The organism is Tenacibaculum sp. IMCC1 (assembly GCF_054906355.1).
This window is the reverse complement of record NZ_CM142818.1, coordinates 38,701-57,932: the sequence shown is the minus strand read 5'-3', so window position 1 is coordinate 57,932 and position 19,232 is coordinate 38,701. Positions and strand designations below refer to the sequence as shown.

Sequence of the window (19,232 nt, the reverse complement as noted above, 5' to 3'; positions counted from 1 at the left end):
TTTATTCTTTTATTAATTTTAATATTGATTGATATATTTTTTCTCCAACATTATCTCCATATAACGGCTCTTTAAAATCTTTTGATGTAGCTAAAAACTGTTGAAAATAATTAATTATTTTTCCTGAATTAGCTCCTGTTATAGCTCCATAACCATTACTTACTAACTCTTTCCATTCTGTTTCTTCTCTTGCTATAACACAAAACTTCTTATTAAAGAAAGCCTCTTTTTGTAAACCTCCACTATCAGTTATAACAAGAGCACAATTTTTTAATAACTCTAACATAGAAAAATACCCTACAGGTTCAATAAAGGTTATATTAGACTTTAATTTGTACTTTTCTAACATTTTTTTTGTCCTTGGATGCAATGGCAATACTACTTTTTTAGAAACATTAATTTTTTCAAGAGCTTCAAAAATATTAGCTAATCTCTCTTTTTCATCAGTATTTTCTTGACGATGAATTGTTGCTAACACAAACTCTTTTTTCTCTAAACCTAAGTCTTTAATAATAGTTGACTTCTCTTCGGAAACTTGATTATAAAACTCTACAGCATCTTTCATGATATCACCATGCTTTTCTATCAAAATATCAAAACTATCAAAACCTTCATTTCTCAGGTTTGATACAGCAGTATCTGTTGGACAACTTAGTAGGTTTCCTATTCTATCTGTTAAAATACGATTTATTTCTTCAGGCATTTGCATATTGAATGAACGCAAGCCCGCTTCAATATGTACTACTTTTATATGTAGTTTTTTAGCTGCTAAAGCTCCTGCTAACGTCGAATTTGTATCTCCATATACAACAACTGCATCTGGCTTTTCTAATACTAAAATTTCTTCTATTTTCTCTAACATTTGCCCCGTCATAGCACCATGACTTAAACCATTGATATTTAAATTATATTTGGGGTTAGGTATTTGCATTTCTTCAAAAAAAACAGCGCTCATGTTAGCATCAAAATGTTGCCCTGTATGCACTATTATTTCTTCTACTTCATTATGCTTTTGAATCACTCTACTTAATACAGCTCCTTTTACAAACTGTGGACGTGCTCCTAATATGGTTATTATTTTTTTCAAGAATTAACGACTTTTTTTAATACTATAGATAATTTCTCTGTTAACTTTTTCCGATGATATTGCTCTATGTTTTTAGAATTAACCTCTAAAATCCCTTTCTTATATTGATTATAAAGAAGTTTAATTTCTTTTTTCATTTTTACTAAATCATCAAAACCAACAATAGTTCCTGAGTTAGTTTTAGCAAGTATTTCTGCTAAATCACCATCTTCTGGACCTACTGCTAAGATAGGACGTTTTGCTTGTAAATATTCAAATATTTTACCTGTAATAATTCCTTTAGCACTTGGTACTTTATTTACTGCTAACAATAAAACTTGTGATGTTTGTTGTTGTTGTTGTGCTTTTTTATGAGGTAGATAAGTAATTTTTGTAATATTTTTAAATTGATGTGTTTCTAAAGATTTTTTAACTCCTTTCGCTATTTTCCCTATTAGTTTAATTTCTAAATCTTCTGTAAACTCTTTATCTTCTTTACATAACTCTGATAATGCTTTCCATAAAACTTCAGGATTCCTATCATCATTCATCAAACCTATATGCGTAATTGAAAACTTTTTATCTAGTATTACATTTGTTTCTCTACTTTCTTCTGCATCAAAACCATTAGTAATAACATGAATATTATTAGAAAATTTTTCATAATTCTTTTTCATAGTTTTACCTACAACTAATACCGCATTGGCATATCTTAACACTTCCTGCTCCAATTGATGATGTGTTGCTTTTGATTTTTGCGTGAGTGGTAATTGATGAAAATAATCAATATCTGTCCAAGGGTCACGGAAGTCTGCTACCCACTTCAATCCTAATTCTTTTTTAAGCTTTAATCCGATTAAATGCAAGCTATGTGGTGGTCCAGTAGTTATAATAGCATCAATAGTATTTTCTTTTAAATATTTTTTTAGCTTATTAACTGAAGGCTTTACCCAAAACCTTCTTGCATCAGGAATGAAATAATTAGCTCGAACATATTGCATTACCTGACCTATTAAACTTGGATTAGGATCTAAAAAACCAGCACTTGTTTTCGTTTCTTTTTTCTTGAAAACAGATAACAAGTCATTAGGTTCCCAAATTGAGTTTCTTAAAACCGTTAAATTTTCAGGAAGATCTTTTTTTAATGTTGTATCAACTATCGGATATTTAGCATCTTCAACTGTGTAAACTATTGGTTCAATATTAAAATTTCGCAAATATTTTACAAACTTCAACCATCTTTGTATACCTGAACCTCCTGCCGGCACCCAATAGTATGTAATTATTAATACTTTCAAATTAAACTATTGTATAGGTTTATTAATTCTTTTGAGGTTTTATCCCATGTAAATTCATTTCGAATAAAAGCTTCTCCGTTTTTTCCTAATTCTTTTCTCAGCAGCTCATCTTTATATAACCTCAGTACTTTATCAGTAAAATCTTCTACATTTTTTGCTTCATGTATCAATCCGGCATTTACTTTTTCTACTATGTTTTTTTGAGCTGTTGCATCGCTTACCAACAAAGGTTTCCTTAAACTCATGTACTGGAATAATTTATTAGCATGTGTAGTATCGTGATGTAAATTTCTATGTAAAGGAGACAAACAAACACTACTCTGTTTTATATACTTAGGAAATGTAGTTTCTTCTTGCCACCCTTCAAAACATACTTGTTCTTCAACTTTTAATTCTTCAGATAACTTTTTTAATTTAGTGTTTAGACTTCCTACAATTACTAATCGAATATTCTCTATTTCCTTTTTTAATGCTGGTAAACTTTTAATTGCTGTAGCTACTCCCCTTCTCTCTCCTGTATCTCCTATATATAGTAAGTTAAAAGTATCTCTTTTTGAGCTTTCTTCAAAATTATCTTGCTTTTCAAAAAATGATTTTCTTACTGTATTAGGAACAACAATAACTTTATCAGATTTTATTTTTGTTCTCTTATATATTTCCTCTTTTGCTTCTTGAGTAACAACTATTACTTTACTAGCTTTCTTAATAAGTTCTTCTTCTTTTTGCTTCCATTTGTTTGTTGATATTAAAATATTTTGCGGAAACTTTTTTAAATGAGGATAAAATCTCATTATCTCAGGCCTATTTTCATGTAAATCTAATACAACCGGGAGCTGCTTCTTTTTATTGGCTAACATTACAGCTTCAGCTACAACCATATCATGTATATGAATAGCCTCTATATCATATTTATTAAGAAAATGTATTATCTTTTTCTTTAGTGAAAGAGAATATAATGGGATAGTATAAGCCAAAGCAGATAACTTATACTCTAACTTATTTGACTCATATCTTTTTACTTTTATTTTACCTACAAGTTCTGATGTTGGCTCATTACCATAAGTTAAACAAAATAAAAAAACCTCATGTCCAGATTTTATTAATTCTATTGCTTCATTATGTACTCTAGGGTCAGGAGGAAACGTCTTATCTAAAACCATTCCTATCTTCATCCCTTTCTCTCTTTCTCAGCATATACAGCATAATACCTAGGTGTATATTTTCTTAAAACAGGTCTTATACCCAACTTATTTATTGGACTTGTCCATTTTTCAGTATCAACAATATTCCAACCTGATTTTTCTAATAACCAATCATACTGCCAGTCTTCAAACTCATGATAATGTCTATCCCACATATCTGTTTTGCTTCTGTACGCACTTGCAAACCATAACTTTAAAGGAACAGTGGTTATTATTTTTTGTGCTTCAATTTCTCTTAACACGTTAAATGGTGCTAATAAATGTTCAAAAATCTCAAAAGCCGTTACTGCATCTACATTATAATCTTTTACAATTTGGGGTAATAAATCTAAATCTTCCCCATTTGTATTATAAACTGTATATCCATTTTCTTCCATAATTTCAGAAAACGGGTTACGCACTCCTAAATCTAGTATTGTAGCAGGAGCTGTAAGATGTTTTTGTAAAAACTGAAGTGTATGGTTATATCTTTTCTTTGGTAGTTTAAAATACATGAAATTTATTTTAACACAAATGTATTACTATTTTATCATTTCGTGTAATAAACCTTTTAATTGAGTTTAATTAAATATTATACAAAAAAAACATAAAAGCGAAAGATTAATCTTTCGCTTTTATAAAATATTAATTTTCCATAGCAACTTGTACTTATCTAGTACGTTTTGTTTAATGCAAACATATTATTGTTTTATTTAAAAATAAAATATTATATCCCGTATTTTATAAAAAGCACAGTTAAATTAATGTATATTTGAGAGCTTTTTATGAGGTTATTTGAGAAAAAGAATTCTTAATTACTTAAACTATTCTAATGATTAGGTTTATACTTATAACATTAATTACTTTATTTTTTTCATTAAATACAGTATCACAAACAATATATTTAGATTCTATAAACCGAAGTAAGATTGACTTTTATAAAAACATTAATACTGATAGCTTGTTCTTTTATTGTGATAAGTTAGAAAATTCTAACAATATTTGTACAAAAATAGAAGCTGCTACTGATAAAATTTATGGACTTTATAGATTAAAAAAATACGATGAAGCTGCAACTTCTTCTAATAAGGTAATAACACAAATTGATTCTTTACTCCAAAATAATAACTTGACTTGCCTTATTGATAGAAAAATTGCTTCTTTAAATAGGCTTTTTTGGATAAAAAAAAATCAAGAAAAGTACGAAGAAGCTTACTCTATACTTATTAAGTATGAAAAAGAAATAATTAATCATCCTATAAAAGATCAAAAATGGATTAGAAATAAATTGGGACTTGTTCTTAGTAAAGCTGTAATAAAAAATAAACTTAACATGCAAGAAAAAGCTAAAAGTATACTACTAAAAGCTATTTCGGAATCAAAAAAAACTGTTCTTAAAGATTTTCAAAAAAACAATTTTTTTCTTCAATGGAAAGCTAACTCTTTTAATTGCCTTGGAAACACATATATTTTAATTAACAATAAAAACCCAAATACCATTCTCCTGGATTCTGCTGACTATTACTTTGACAAAGCTTATAAATTAACACAACAATTTACTCCTCAACATAAAGACTCTAAAATATATTATTACTTAAGAAAAACTAAAGTTTTAATGGCTAAAAAAGAATTTTCTAAAGCTATTGATTTAATTAATAATTATAAAAATATAAGTAATGGTTATTCTTATTTTAACAAAGAATATTACCTAAAAGCCATTTGTTTTCACAACTTAAAAAATTCTGATTCCGCTATTTACCATTCTAATAAATTATTAATGAATTATAAAAAATGTGAAAGGAGTAAACTTATTACTATTTACGACATTCTCTCAAAAGAATATAATAATTTAAATAAACTGGATAGCGCTTACAAGTACTCTAAACTTACTTTAGAACAACATCATTTAACAAAAGATACTAAAGACAAAACTTTCAATCTTTTTTACAACAATAATTTTGCTCAAGCTCAAAAGCTTAAAAAAACTATAGAACAAAGAGAAGCAGAAAAACAGCGTAACCTCATTATTTCTTTTATTATTTTATTATTAACTTTTTTCGTTATTACTTTTTATTTATTTAAAAAAGAAAAAGATAAGAAGAAGAAACTTATATCTGTAATAAGCAACAATAAAACGACAGAAATAGAAAAAAAAGAATACAATATTGATGAAATCTTAGAAGCTAAAATTCTTAATGAATTTAGGAATATTGCTAATAGTTTAGATTTTTTAAAACCTGATTTTTCAGTTAACTACATTGCTGAAAAATTAAATACCAATACTACTTATATTTCTTTTGTTTTTAATAAGTATTACGAAGAGTCTTTTAAACAATACTGTACTAAGCTTAAAATTAACTATGTAGTACATAAATTAAAGACAGACAAAAACTTTAGAAAATATTCCATTCAAGCCATTGCTGAAGAAATAGGTTATACCAACGCATCTGCTTTTACAAGAGCGTTTAAAAAACATATTGGTGTAACCCCTTCTGTATTTTTAAAAGACCTTGAAAATTAGTTCTTCTTCTTTTTTATAACAAACCAACCAATAGGTATTATAAGGAGTAAAGCATAACAAATTAAAGACAATGAACTTCCTGTTTTAATTACTGAAGGCTCATATTTAAAAGTTATTTTGTGTTTTCCTGCAGGAACTTCTATTCCTCTTAAAACATAGTTTACTCTATAATATGGCACACTTTCTCCATCAATATAAGCATTCCATCCATCTTTATAATAGATTTCAGAAAATACAGCAAATTGTTCTGAAGTTGTACTTGCTTCGTATATCAATTCAGTAATATCTTTCTTAACTAGATTAATCGTAGCAATTGAATCTTTTTGAAACACATCGGCTTTTACATTGAACTCGCTTGAGTTAATAACTGCTTCTGATTTAGTATTCAAACTATCTAACGCTATAATTTCTTCATTTGCTGAAGATACTTTTTTCAGTGAATTAACAAACCATGCATTTCCATTCGCTTCTGGGTTTTCTTGAAATTGTTCATCACTAATAATAAAGTACTTAGTATTTAACATATTTAGTACTTCCATATTATTTTTAGCTATTTGATAATCAAACAACTCTTGATAACGTTTCATTTTGGCAGCATGGTACCCTCCTATCGAATTGTGGAAATAAGAAGTTCTACCATCTTGCATAGGACTTACGCTAAAATTAACAACTCTGTAATGCCCTTTATCTTTTAAAATTTCTGTATCAGCTTTTGTTGCTGTAAATGGTTTTTGCACTCTTCTAGCTGAAGTAAAATCTTCCTTATTAACATAGTTAGCATCTATTGAGACCAAATCAAAAATTATCAATCCTCCCAATACAATTAACACAGGTATTTGCTTCAATTTTCCTTTCAAATAAAACCACAACATTCCTGCAACAGCTAAAACCAATAAAAGAGAACGTAAACTATCGTTAAATAACATTGATTTTCTATCTGAAATTAAAGCATCAATTAACTCTGGAAGTTGCTGATATTGTGCATCACGTAATCCTTCAAAAGCGAACAAACTAGATCCAAACAATAAGAACAATAAAGAAATACCTCCGACAATGTAAAAAGCTTTCTTTACTGCATTTTCTTTTTCTTCGGAAGAATTCTCAGAAGAGAAAAATTCTTTTAATGCCAGAATTCCTAACAATGGAACACATAATTCTGCTATTACTTGAATAGACGAAACTGCTCTAAATTTATTATATAAAGGTATATAGTCGATAAAGAAGTTCGTTATTATAGAAAAGTTTTTACCCCAACTTAATACGATAGAAAAAATGGTAGCTGCAACCAACCAATATTTTAATCGTCCTTTTACTAGAAAAATTCCTAAAAAGAATAAGAAAAAAACTATCACACCAATATAAGCTGGCGCTTCAACAATAGGTTGCTTTCCCCAATAAATTAACACTTGACTAGAATAATCTTTTGCCACACTTCTACCTGCATTTTCTTCTAAAACTTGATAAAAGTTTGAGTCTTCTCCTAACTCTTCAACTGTTCCTCCTCCCATAAAACGAGGAATCATCAAGTTAAATGTTTCGGCTATTCCATAGCTATATTCAGTTATATACTCCTTATCTAACCCAGTAGACTTTTCTTTTGATGTTCCATCAGGGTTAATTGTTAGTTCTGATTTTCCTCTCGTACTATAATCAGCATACTCTTTCATTGCTAACAACCTAGTAGAATTAGCTCCAATACCAATTAACATTGCTGCAACCAAAATAGCTGATTGTTTAAAAAACACAGGTAATGTTCTCGATTTAAAAGCTTCAACACCTTCAACAATTACCAAAATCAACAAACAAAATCCTAAATAATAAGTCATCTGTGGATGATTTGAATAAACTTCTAAAGCCATTGCTAAAGCCGTTAAAATAAACCCAAATAAATATCGTTTTCTAAAAATATAAATTACTCCTGCAATCACCATTGGCATATAACCTATAGCATGTGCTTTCGCATTGTGTCCTGCTCCAAAAATAATTATCAAATAGGTAGAAAACCCAAAGGACAAACTTCCCAAAACCGCTAGCTTCCAATCTACTTTTAAGGCAGTTAATAATAAGAAAAAACTTAAAAAATATAAGAAAAGATAATCCGCAGGTCTAGGTAAAAAACGAATAACTTTATCAACATAACGTACAAAGTCATTCGGATAATAAGCACTTACCTGATATGCTGGCATTCCACTAAAAGCATTATCTAGCCAATAAGGCTCTTCTCCTTTTTCAGCTCTATATTCTTTTACATCTTTTGACATTCCTATAAACTGAGTAATGTCACTTTGTTTAATTTGTTTTCCGCTTAAAACCGGATTAAAATACAACACAGATGCTATTGCAAAAACAATAATTGCTATTGCAAACGGTAAAAATTTCTTTAAGTTCATGGTTAGTCTATTTCTTCATAGTCAACGTACTCGCCAACAGAATTATTACTTTCTTTAGAATTACTTGGCTTTTTATCAATAACAGTTTTTCCTACTTCAACATCAGATGCTTGTTCTTGGTTTCTATACTGTTGTTCAGCTTTCTTTTGTACTTTGTCTACTGCTTTTTTTATTAAGTATGGTCCAAAAAGTTTCGCTAAAAACTTAATAACGTAATAAACTAACAGAATAATTAATATGGTTTTTAAAAAATTCACAGGTCCAGCTTCATTTAAATATGTCATCTTTTTCTTAAAATAAAAAAATCAATCAAAAATAACAATTTGAAGCAAAAGGAAGCGTTAAGAGTTTACAAAACTTATATTATATAGGTAATTGTATTTTTACGTATGTTTGTACAACCTGAAAATTTGGATTTATTATATGATTAAGAAACTTCTTATCCTTTTTGTTTTTTGCTCTATTCTAACTACTAACGCGCAATATACACCTGTTATAAATTCAAATAAGCCAGGTTTTTCTGAAAGCCCTTATAGTGTTGGCTCGGGTGTTTATCAGTTCGAAACAAGTATTTTTTATAGAAAAATGAATGCTACACCAACTTTTAGCAATCCTGAAGCCTTAGGATTAAACTTGTTTTTTAGAACCAGCTTTATTTCTGAAAAATTAGAAGTAAACTTTAATACTTCTTTACAAAGAGATAAAATAGCATTTAAAAACATTTTTGAGTCATCATATAATAAAACAGGGTTAAGTCAATTTAGTCTAGGTGCAAAATATCTGATTTATGCTCCTAAATATAATGATAAGAGCAAAGAAATAAGAAGTTGGAAAAAAAGACATTCTTTCGACTGGAAAAGGTGGATACCACACATTGGTGTTTCTGCTGGTATAAATATTGGAAGTTTTTTAACTGATTACCACGAAAGAGGTGGGTTTAGTCCTAAAGTTGGTATTTTATTACAAAATGAATTTTCTGACAAATTAAATGTAATTACTAACCTACATTATGATTATATTGGAACTGATTTTTCTCAACTTTCTTACATAGTAACGGGTACCTATAACTTTAATGATTATTGGTCTGGTTTTGCTGAAATACAAGGTATTTTTGAAGAATATGAGAAAAAAACTAATATAGGAGCAGGTGCCGCCTATCTTTTTAGTGAAAACTTACAGTTCAATGCTTCTTTAAGGGCAAACTTACAACAAGATGAAATTGGTATATATAGTTCTTTAGGAGTATCATACAGACTTAATAGACATAAAGACGATTTTGTTGAAATAGATGAATTTGGAAACAAGATTGAAGAAGAAAAACCTGTTAAGTATGACGAGAATAGGAATTTCTTTGGTCGAATGTTTAGTAAAGTAGGAAAACTATTTTCTAAAAAAGAGAAGAGAAAAGTTGATTTAGATAATGACTCAGGTAATGGAGAGCTTTTAAACGAAAAACCTAAGAGAGAGCGCCAAGGATCTTTGGTTGATATGATTGTTAAAGAAGATAAAAAACAAAAGAAAAAAACAGCTAAAGAAGAAAGAAAAGCTGCTAAAAAAGCTAAGAAAAAAGCCGAAAAAGAAGCGAAACGCAAAGAAAAAGAACGCTTAAAACTTGAGAAACAAATTAAAAAAGAAGAAGAAAAAGAGGCTAAGCGTAAAGAAAAAGAACGTTTAAAGCTTGAAAAAGAAATAAAAAAGCTAGAAGAAGAAATTAAAAAAGAAGAACAACAAGAGAAAGAAAAGGAAAAAGAAAAGGAGGATAATTAAAAGCCTTAAATTTGTAAAATGATTCAAATTAAAGAAATAACTACCAAAAAGGGAATGAAACAGTTTGTTAAGTTTCCTTTTTCTCTTTATAAAAATAATAAGCACTGGGTTCCTCCTATTATTAAGGATGAAATTGAAAGCTTTGACAAAAATAAAAACCCTGTTTTTGAACATGCCAAAGCTCGTTTTTTCTTAGCATTAAAAAACAATGAAATAGTTGGTAGAGTTGTAGCTATTATCAATTCTTATGAAGTAGAAAAGCAGCATATAAAAAAAATACGTTTTGGCTGGTTTGATGTTATTGATAATATTGAAGTATCTAAAGCTTTACTAAATAAAGTTGCTGAAATAGGTCTCGAAAATAACTTAGAATACATAGAAGGTCCTGTTGGTTTTAATAATTTAGATAAAACAGGAGTTCTCATTGAAGGGTTTGACCACATTGGAACTATGATTACATGGTACAATCATCCTTATTATGCGAAACACCTAGAGCATTTAGGGTTTACTAAAGAAAAAGAATACATCGAAAGTATATTCTCTTTCAGTAACGTTGATATTAAGAAATATAGAAAGGCTAGTAATATAATTCAAAGGAGATACAACTTAACTCCTTTGAACTTTACTTCTACAGATAAAATTATGCCTTATGTTGATGAAATGTTTAACTTGTTTAGTAAAACATATTCCAAACTATCAACTTATGTACCTATTTCAGATGCTCAAATAGCTTATTTTAAAAAGAAATATATAAGCTTTATAAACCCTGAGTATATAAAATTTGTTGTTGACGAAAATCATAAACTAGTCGCATTTGCTATTGTTATGCCTTCTTTTTCTAAAGCTTTACAAAAAGCAAAAGGAAAACTTTTTCCTTTCGGAATTTTCCACTTGTTGAATGCAAGAAAAAACTCTAAAGATGTTACTTTTTATTTAATTGGAGTTGATCCCGAATATCAAAACAAAGGAGTTACAGCCATTATTTTTGAGCAATTTCATCCTATATTTTTGGCTAAAGGAATTCAAAACTGTATTAGAACACCTGAACTTGAAGAAAATCATGCAATTCATCAAATTTGGAAAGATTTTAGTCCTAAAATTCACAAAAGAAGAAGAACATACAAACTCGATTTATAATGCAACTTTTTTATAATCCGGATTTATTAATCACTTCAAAAGAAATTACTTTCAACAAAGATGAAAGTCGTCATATAATTCGTGTTTTGCGGAAAAAAGAAGGAGATATATTGCATATCACTAATGGAAATGGTATTCTTTTTTTTGCTGAAATAATTATTGGAAATGATAAAAAGTGTATTGCCAAAATTATTAAATACGAAGAAAAACCTAGTACAAGAGATTATTATTTACACGTAGCTATAGCACCTACGAAAAACAACGATCGCTTAGAATGGTTTTTGGAAAAAGCTACAGAAATTGGTATTGATGAAATAACCCCTATTATTTGTAAAAACTCAGAAAGAAAAGTTGTAAAAGTTGACCGTTTAGAAAGAATTATACAATCTGCAATGAAACAATCACTACAATTTACATTGCCTAAACTTAACCCTCCAATAAATTTTTCTGACTTCATAAAAAATGATTTTTCAGAAGAAATTTTTATTGCTCATTGTGAAAATGATACTGAAAAAAAGTTTTTAAAAAAAGTTGCTTCTCTAACATCAAAATATACCGTGCTTATTGGACCCGAAGGTGATTTTTCTCCTGAAGAAATACAAGAGTCATTAAACAAGAAATTCATCCCTATTTCTTTAGGAAAGAATAGACTTAGAACAGAAACCGCAGGCTTAAATGTAGTTCAAAGCATATCCTATTTACATCAATAATTCATTTTTCGTATATTTAGCTCTTTTAAAGTGTTTTATTTTGACTACAGCAGATTTTTTTAATCTCTTTTTGTTAATTAGTGCCATTCATGGTTTTGCTTTTAGTATAATACTTTTTTGTTCTAAAAATGGACGAGAAAAAAGTATGATATACTTAAACCTTTTAATTTTGGCAATTTCTCTAAACAATATTCAATCTTGGGTTTTAGAAAAAGAATTATTTCAGCATAAGTTTGCTTTAGATTATGTACAAATACCTTGGCATTTTTTAGCAATGCCTTTTTTGTATATGTTTTTAATTCACTACCTAAACCTTGCTGAAAAGTCGTACAAAATATTAAAATTAATTATTCCTATTTTTTTTATTCTTATAATTAGCCAAATTAGCTTTGTTCTATATTACAGTGATTCTGCTTCAAGAGAGTATTTAAATTATACTTATGAACGGTATACCTCCATCGAGGAAATATTTAGCTTAACTACTTCGTTAAGTATTTTTTTTTATTCATTTTATATTTTATATAAGAAAGAAAAGCTCTTTCCTAAAATTTTATCGTTTGATAATCTTAGATGGATTTATACTTTTTTTATTTTAACTTCAATTGGATATGCTCTTTGGATTTTAGCCTTAATTATTAAAGTAAAAATGAACTTTACCGGTTTCTTATTCTCTTATTACCCTTTAAGAGTTTACACTACTGTTTTAATTTACTGGTTAGGTTATCAAGGTTTAAGACAAATTCGTGTATTAAAAGAGCGTAAAAAAATTAGAGAATCTCTTTTAATTGATTTAAATGATGACTTTGGTATAGATTTAATTAATTTAAACACAAATAAATGTTTTTCTCAAAACCAAATAGACAAACAACAAGAACAGTTTAATGAAATAGACCAATTTATTAGATCAAAAAAGAAATATTTATTAAATAAATATACTTTACAAGACTTATCAAAAGATACTAAAATAAGTTCTAGTACTCTTTCTCTTATTATAAATAGTGTTGCTAAAAAGTCTTTTACTGATTACTTAAATGAAATGAGAGTAAATTTTGCTAAGACTCTTTTAGTTGATTCTGATTATGCTGACTATACAATAACTTCAATAGGCTTGGAATCTGGATTCAACTCTAAATCTACGTTTTATACCGTTTTTAAAAAGCATACAGGTTATACACCTGTTCAATTTAAAAACTTATCTGTAATTGTTTTAAATTAATTTTATAATCTTTTTATAAAAAGACAGTTCGAAAACATCCAAAATGGACGTTTTCGAACCCTTATATTTTACTCTTAAGCTATATTTGTGATGAGAAATTAAAAAATTAGTAATTGAAAATAGTTGAAGGGGTTTTCAATTTATAATGTGAAATTTCTAAAAAATTTATTGAGGTGTAATTTATTTCTCAATTACGAAGAAGAGGAAGCTATAGCTTAAAAACATCAATATTTATTATTGGTGTTTTTTTTTTATTTAAGAACTACATAATACTTTATTAATTAGCTTTCATATTCAAAAGAATTATTTTTTTAAAGAAAAGAAGGCGATAACAAATTTATTAGTGTTTTTTTATTGTTGTTTTACTATATTGCTTTTAAATTCAAGTTAATTCATGAAAAACCTCACCCTGCTTTTTATTTTTCTATTAAGTCAAAATATTTTTTCTCAAGAAATAGCTGTTATACAATATAAAGGAGGTGGTGATTGGTATGCAAATCCTACAGCTTTACCTAACCTTGTAAAATTCACTAATCAAAACACGAAAACCCAGATTGACAAAAACATACAAAACATTACGCTAGACGACGAAACTATCTTTGACTACCCAATAGTTTTCATAACCGGACATGGTAATATTTTATTTACAAATAATGAAATTTCAATACTAAGAAGTTATCTTATTTCAGGAGGCTTTTTACATGTATCAGATAATTATGGTCTTGATAAATACATACGAAGAGAATTAAAAAAAGTTTTTCCTGAATTACAACTTCAAGAAATTCCCAGCAATCACCCTATTTATCATCAAACTTTTTCCTTTCCTAAAGGCTTGCCAAAAATTCACGAACATGATAAAAAACCTCCTCAAGGTTTTGGTTTGTTCTATGAAGGTAGACTTATAGTTTTTTATGATTACGAAAGTGATTTAAGTGATGGATGGGAAGATACTGCCGTACATAACAATCCAAAAGAAATTAGAACAAAAGCTCTACAAATGGGGGCTAACATAATAGAATATGCCTTTAAACATTAACACTTTACAAATTGATAGTATTAAGATTAATTTTGATACTGAAGCTTTATGGATACTTAATGTTGCTCTAGCTATCATTATGTTTGGTATTGCTTTAGATATGAAGGTAGAGGATTTTAAAAGACTTATTAATGAACCTAAAATATTATTTGTCGGATTATTATCTCAGTTTATTTTACTTCCTTTTTTAACCTTTATCCTTATCAATATTATTAACCCATACCCTAGTTTTGCTTTAGGCATGATTATGATTGCTGCTTGCCCTGGAGGAAATGTTTCTAACTTTTTTAGTAAAATGGCAAAAGGCAACGCTGCATTATCTGTTAGTTTAACAGCATTTTCAACGATAATTTGTTTAGTAATGACCCCGTTAAACTTACAATTATGGGGTAGTTTATACGGGCCTACTAACGAAATTTTAAAAAGTGTTTCCTTAAACCCTTTTGAACTTTTTAAACTTGTCCTTCTTATTTTAGGAATTCCGATAGTTTTAGGAATGTTAGTTAATCACTATCATCATGAAATGGCTAAAAAAATCAATAAACTTTTACGTCCATTTTCTATTTTCTTTTTCATTTTATTAATTGTAATAGCCCTTTATGATAACGCTGATGTTTTTAAAGACTATATACATCTAGTTTTATTTCTTGTAATATTTCATAATATTTATGCGTTTATTATAGGTTATGTAACTGCTAAATCTTTTAAATTAAATAAAAAGGACTCTAAAACTATTTCTATGGAAACAGGAATACAAAATGGTGGTTTAGGGTTACTACTTATTTTTAGTTTTTTTGATGGCCTAGGAGGAATGGCCCTTCTTGCTGCGTTTTGGGGTGTTTGGGATATTTTTTCAGGAATAATGTTAGCTACTTACTGGGGAAGAAATAAATAATACATGAAAACACTGTTGTACTACTTTTTTAAAGCTTTTGTAAAAACTGGCTTATTCTTTTACTCTAAAAAGACAACGATTATTGGAAGTGAGCATATTCCCAAAAAAGAAGCCGTAATCTTTACAGCTAATCACCCAAATGGCTTAATTGACCCTATACTTATAGCTACACATATAAAAAGGAGAACAAACTTTTTAGTGCGTGCAGCTGTATTTAACAACCCTATTATTGCTAAGTTTTTCAACTCGCTTGGAATGATGCCTATTTATCGTATTAGAGACGGTGTACAACAACTTAGTAAGAATGAAGAAATTTTTAATAAATGTCAACTCCTTTTAAAGAATAATAAAACTTTACTAATCTTTCCTGAAGGAACACACAAAAAAGACAGAGCTATTAGACCACTTAGTAAAGGCTTTACAAGAATTATTTTTAAAACTTTAGATAATTTCCCTGACACTCGAATAAATATTATTCCAGTAGGAATTACATATCAAAACGTATCTAGCTACCCTTCAAAAACTGCTATCCATTTTGGTTCTCCAATTTTGGCTAACGATTATTACGACAAACAAAACATAAATAAATCTGTAAAACATATAAAAGAGCTTGTTTCAAATCAATTAGAAAACTTATCTGTTCATATAGAACAAAATGAAAGTTATGAAACTACCTTAGCTAATTTAAATAATGCTCAAGTAGATTTTACTAAAGTTGATGAAGTAAACAGTCTTATAAGAAATAAAAAGGTATTTGTACAAAAAAAGCGTAGTATTAACTACGCTCTCCCTTTATTCTTTTTAATTGTTTTAAATAGTTTAGTTCCATATTCAATTTGGAAATTTTTAAGTAGAAAAATCGATGAAATAGAGTTTATAGACACCTTTAGGTTTGGTGTAAACGCTATTTTATTTCCTTCCTTTTATTGTATACAAAGTTGGATAATATCTATATTTTGGGGTTGGAAAATAGCTTTAATCTACTTTTTAACTTCCTTTTTACTTATTCTTTTATATACCAAATTATCACCTACTCCACCATCAAAATAGCATCTTGAATATCTTGTTGAATTTTGGTACGTATATTACTTTTTACTAAACCATAATTTCTCATTGTTGGATAAATTCTGTTTGATAAAAACACATACACGACACCTGTTGCTGGGTCTGCCCAAGTATACGTTCCAGTAAAACCACTATGTCCAAAACTCACATCCGAAACACAGCCACAAGTTGCTTTTACTTTGGGGTTTAATTGTGGTTTATCAAAACCTAACCCTCTACGTACTCTTTTGTTTTCATAATAGCGTTTATTAAACTTATGCACTGTTTCTGGCTCTAAGTACTTCTTTCCTCCATAAGATCCATCCTGTAAAAACATTTGCATAATTTTAGCTACATCATTTGCATTTGCAAACAACCCTGCATGCCCTCCTACTCCACCTAACATAGCTGCTCCCATGTCGTGAACATAACCATGAACTAATTGATGTCTAAAATAATTGTCTCTTTCTGTGGGTACAATTTCATCTTTAGTAAACTTATTTAAAGGTAAGTATGTCATTCTATCTGCCCCAATAGGTTGATAAAACTGTTCTTCAACCAGTTTATTTAAAGGTCTTTTATATTTTCTTTCTATAATTTCTTTAAAAATATAGTAGCCTAAATCACTATACTTATATCCTACTCTTTTTCGTTGTTCAGAATCAACTATTTGTTTATAAATTGAATCTTTATATTCTTTAGCTAAGTATAAATTTCTTGCTACTTTTATACTAAACCTTGAAGTTCGGTTTTTTCTGTAAAACTGTGTAGAGTTCTTTCCTGTTACACTGTCTTTAGTATGCAAATAAAATGGAATCCAAGCACGTAAACGTCCATAATGGGATAATACTTCTTTTAATAACAAAGTGTCTTTATTCGATTTACTATACCTTGGTAATACATCTCCCAAGTTTGAAAATAAACTAATTTTTCTTTCTTCTTCTGCTTTCATTATCATGGGTAACGAAGCTAAAATTTTAGTTAAAGAAGCTAAATCGTAAATATCTGAATTCCTAACTGGTTTATTTTTTGCTAAGGTATGATAACCAAAACTTTTATTATAAATTACTTTTCCATCTTTGGCTACTAAAATTTGTCCACCTGGAGCCATCTTTTCTTGTAAAATTGTATCAATTCTTTTATCAATAATTGAAAGTTTTTCTGAAGAAACTCCAGCTTCTTCAGGAATTGTGTATTGTAACACATCCAACCCATCTACCAATAATCCATCCCCTGCTTTAAACTCATTTTTTATAGATACTGGCAACTTTCCTTTTAAATTAAAAGCTCCAAAAAGGGCTTGCGCTGATAGCTCTTGAGCTAACTTACTATTTTGATATGACATTACAACTCCTTCTATGTTAGTAAAAGAAGGAACTTGAAGTAGACTATATGGACTAGCAAAAACATCTAAAATAACTTTATGGTTCCTTGCTATTTCTTGTAACCATACAAGGTCTTTATTAGAAAACTTGTAACCTTTCCAAGGGTTTTTATTTGATTTATGAAAACCTATAACTATAAGATTGTACTTTTCTAACTTCTTGTTCAATACACTTAAATGCTTATCAGAAACCTTATCTACTTTCGTATAGTTTTTAAGCATTTCATAGAAATCTGATCCAGTATCACTTCCTAAAGAAATGTAAGCTACTTTTTTATCCTTAAGGTTGTTAATTGGTAAAATTCCTCCTTCATTTTTTAGAACTGTAATAGCGTTTTTTATCAATTTACGATGTAAAACCTCATCATAAGGGGTATTTATATCTTTTACAACATTTTCTGTAGTAATAGGCTTATACTTGTTTAACCCTACTAAGTATTTTGCCTTTAAAATCTTTTTAACTGAATGATTTAATCGCTCTTCTGTTAATTTTCCTTCCAATAGGGCTTTCTTAATCAACCTAATTGATTCAGGGACATCTTGAGGAATCAACAACATATCGTTTCCTGCCAAAATTGCTGCTAAGTCTATTTCTGCTGGTGTTGAATAATTTGCAGCTCCTTTCATATTCAATCCATCCGTGATAATCAACCCTTTAAAGCCTAACTGATCTTGTAATAGATTGGTTACAATACTTTTTGATAATGATGATGGTAATTTTGGATTCGTTTCTAAAGCTGGAATACTCAAGTGCGCTGTCATTACACTTCCTACACCTGCTTTAAATATTTTTTTGAATGGATATAACTCTATTGAATCTAGTCGTTCTTTACTAAAATTAATTGTTGGTAACGTGTGGTGAGAATCTGCTTCCGTATCTCCGTGTCCTGGAAAGTGTTTTGCATTCGCTAACACTCCTACCTCTTGCATTCCTTTGGTAAATGCTATTGATTTTTCTGCTACATTTTCTTTATCTTCTCCAAAAGAACGGTTTCCTATAATTGGGTTATCAGGATTAGTGTTTATATCTACAACTGGAGCAAAATTTATATGAATTCCAACTCGTTTACAGTGTTCTCCAATTCTTTTACCCACTTCCTGAAGTAAAACCGTGTCCTGAATAGCCCCTAATGTCATGTTCCAAGGAAAACGATACGTGTTTTTCAAACGCATATCCAAGCCCCATTCGCCATCAAAACCAACCATTAAAGGTATTTTTGCTAATTCTTGATATTTATTGTTTAAAACTACTTGTTTATCAGGTGTTCCTTGCATAAAAATAATATTTCCTACATGGTATTTTGTAACCATATTAGAAATAAAATCTTCGTGTTTTTTATCTTTATTTGAATATGCTTGTATCATAAACAACTGTCCTATTTTTTCATCAACAGACATAGTTTTCATGATACTATCTACCCATACATTTTGTGTTATAGAATCTTTTGCCAATAAAGGGTTTACTCCTTGGACTTGGGCTTGAATTATTTGTATAAAAACAAACGTTAGTAATGTTAATACTTTTCTTTTCATATATTATCCCTTAACAAGCCTTACAAAAAACATGTAAGGCTTTAACATCTTTTT

Annotated in this window: 15 protein-coding genes; 8 read left to right on the top strand and 7 right to left on the bottom strand. The window is 28.7% G+C overall.

Features of this window, described 5'->3' with window-relative positions; genetic code table 11:
* Nucleotide 1: 1 nt before the first annotated feature.
* Genes wecB through ACXIHB_RS00300 form a run of 4 tightly spaced genes read right to left on the bottom strand, consistent with a single transcriptional unit; the run spans nt 2 to nt 4,060 of the window.
* The gene (gene wecB / locus ACXIHB_RS00315; RefSeq protein WP_159616820.1) at nt 2-1,087 is read right to left on the bottom strand and encodes a non-hydrolyzing UDP-N-acetylglucosamine 2-epimerase; all 1,086 of its coding nucleotides are present in this window, start codon (nt 1,085-1,087) and stop codon (nt 2-4) included.
* Nucleotides 1,084-2,364, bottom strand: a complete 1,281-nt coding sequence (locus ACXIHB_RS00310; protein WP_239178822.1) for a glycosyltransferase — start codon at nt 2,362-2,364, stop codon at nt 1,084-1,086. Before ACXIHB_RS00310 ends, wecB begins: the two co-directional genes overlap by 4 nt.
* A complete protein-coding gene (locus tag ACXIHB_RS00305) occupies nt 2,361-3,536 on the bottom strand; it encodes a glycosyltransferase family 4 protein (protein WP_167714037.1) in 1,176 nt (391 codons plus the stop codon). Before ACXIHB_RS00305 ends, ACXIHB_RS00310 begins: the two co-directional genes overlap by 4 nt.
* Complete coding sequence (locus ACXIHB_RS00300) at nt 3,533-4,060, bottom strand: methyltransferase domain-containing protein (protein WP_047789658.1); 528 nt, start codon at nt 4,058-4,060, stop codon at nt 3,533-3,535. Before ACXIHB_RS00300 ends, ACXIHB_RS00305 begins: the two co-directional genes overlap by 4 nt.
* 317 nt (nt 4,061-4,377) lie before the next feature.
* Here ACXIHB_RS00300 and ACXIHB_RS00295 point away from each other — a divergent pair, with 317 nt between their 5' ends.
* The gene (locus ACXIHB_RS00295) at nt 4,378-6,066 is read left to right on the top strand and encodes a helix-turn-helix domain-containing protein (protein WP_167714038.1); all 1,689 of its coding nucleotides are present in this window, start codon (nt 4,378-4,380) and stop codon (nt 6,064-6,066) included.
* Here the strand turns inward: ACXIHB_RS00295 and ACXIHB_RS00290 are convergent.
* Together ACXIHB_RS00290 and ACXIHB_RS00285 are read right to left on the bottom strand one after the other, a co-directional pair.
* Complete coding sequence (locus ACXIHB_RS00290; protein WP_462098624.1) at nt 6,063-8,456, bottom strand: YfhO family protein; 2,394 nt, start codon at nt 8,454-8,456, stop codon at nt 6,063-6,065. The genes ACXIHB_RS00295 and ACXIHB_RS00290 overlap by 4 nt on opposite strands.
* A gap of 2 nt (nt 8,457-8,458) precedes the next feature.
* Nucleotides 8,459-8,740, bottom strand: a complete 282-nt coding sequence (locus tag ACXIHB_RS00285; RefSeq protein ID WP_462098623.1) for a DUF4834 family protein — start codon at nt 8,738-8,740, stop codon at nt 8,459-8,461.
* Between the two features lie 139 nt (nt 8,741-8,879).
* On the opposite strand from ACXIHB_RS00285, the gene ACXIHB_RS00280 reads away from it, so the two are divergent.
* The 7 genes from ACXIHB_RS00280 to ACXIHB_RS00250 all read left to right on the top strand — a co-directional run bounded on the left by ACXIHB_RS00280 (nt 8,880) and on the right by ACXIHB_RS00250 (nt 16,267).
* Nucleotides 8,880-10,223, top strand: coding sequence for a transporter (locus tag ACXIHB_RS00280; RefSeq protein ID WP_462098622.1), 1,344 nt, complete (start codon nt 8,880-8,882; stop codon nt 10,221-10,223).
* A gap of 18 nt (nt 10,224-10,241) precedes the next feature.
* Nucleotides 10,242-11,360, top strand: a complete 1,119-nt coding sequence (locus ACXIHB_RS00275; RefSeq protein ID WP_462098621.1) for a GTP cyclohydrolase — start codon at nt 10,242-10,244, stop codon at nt 11,358-11,360.
* On the top strand, nt 11,360-12,070 hold the full coding sequence (locus ACXIHB_RS00270; RefSeq protein WP_462098620.1) for a 16S rRNA (uracil(1498)-N(3))-methyltransferase: 711 nt from the start codon (nt 11,360-11,362) through the stop codon (nt 12,068-12,070). The genes ACXIHB_RS00275 and ACXIHB_RS00270 overlap by 1 nt, the downstream gene beginning before the upstream one ends.
* Before the next feature lie 145 nt (nt 12,071-12,215).
* Complete coding sequence (locus ACXIHB_RS00265; protein WP_462098619.1) at nt 12,216-13,286, top strand: helix-turn-helix domain-containing protein; 1,071 nt, start codon at nt 12,216-12,218, stop codon at nt 13,284-13,286.
* Between the two features lie 394 nt (nt 13,287-13,680).
* Entirely contained in the window at nt 13,681-14,322 is a 642-nt protein-coding gene (locus ACXIHB_RS00260) for a DUF4159 domain-containing protein (protein WP_159615504.1), read from the top strand.
* Entirely contained in the window at nt 14,306-15,217 is a 912-nt protein-coding gene (locus tag ACXIHB_RS00255; protein WP_281980214.1) for a bile acid:sodium symporter family protein, read from the top strand. Before ACXIHB_RS00260 ends, ACXIHB_RS00255 begins: the two co-directional genes overlap by 17 nt.
* A 3-nt stretch (nt 15,218-15,220) precedes the next feature.
* Nucleotides 15,221-16,267, top strand: coding sequence for a 1-acyl-sn-glycerol-3-phosphate acyltransferase (locus ACXIHB_RS00250; RefSeq protein WP_349265043.1), 1,047 nt, complete (start codon nt 15,221-15,223; stop codon nt 16,265-16,267).
* On the opposite strand, the gene ACXIHB_RS00245 is transcribed toward ACXIHB_RS00250, so the two are convergent.
* A complete protein-coding gene (locus ACXIHB_RS00245) occupies nt 16,248-19,178 on the bottom strand; it encodes a glycoside hydrolase family 3 N-terminal domain-containing protein (RefSeq protein ID WP_173360858.1) in 2,931 nt (976 codons plus the stop codon). The two genes, ACXIHB_RS00250 and ACXIHB_RS00245, sit on opposite strands and share 20 nt — an antisense overlap.
* Nucleotides 19,179-19,232 lie beyond the last annotated feature (54 nt).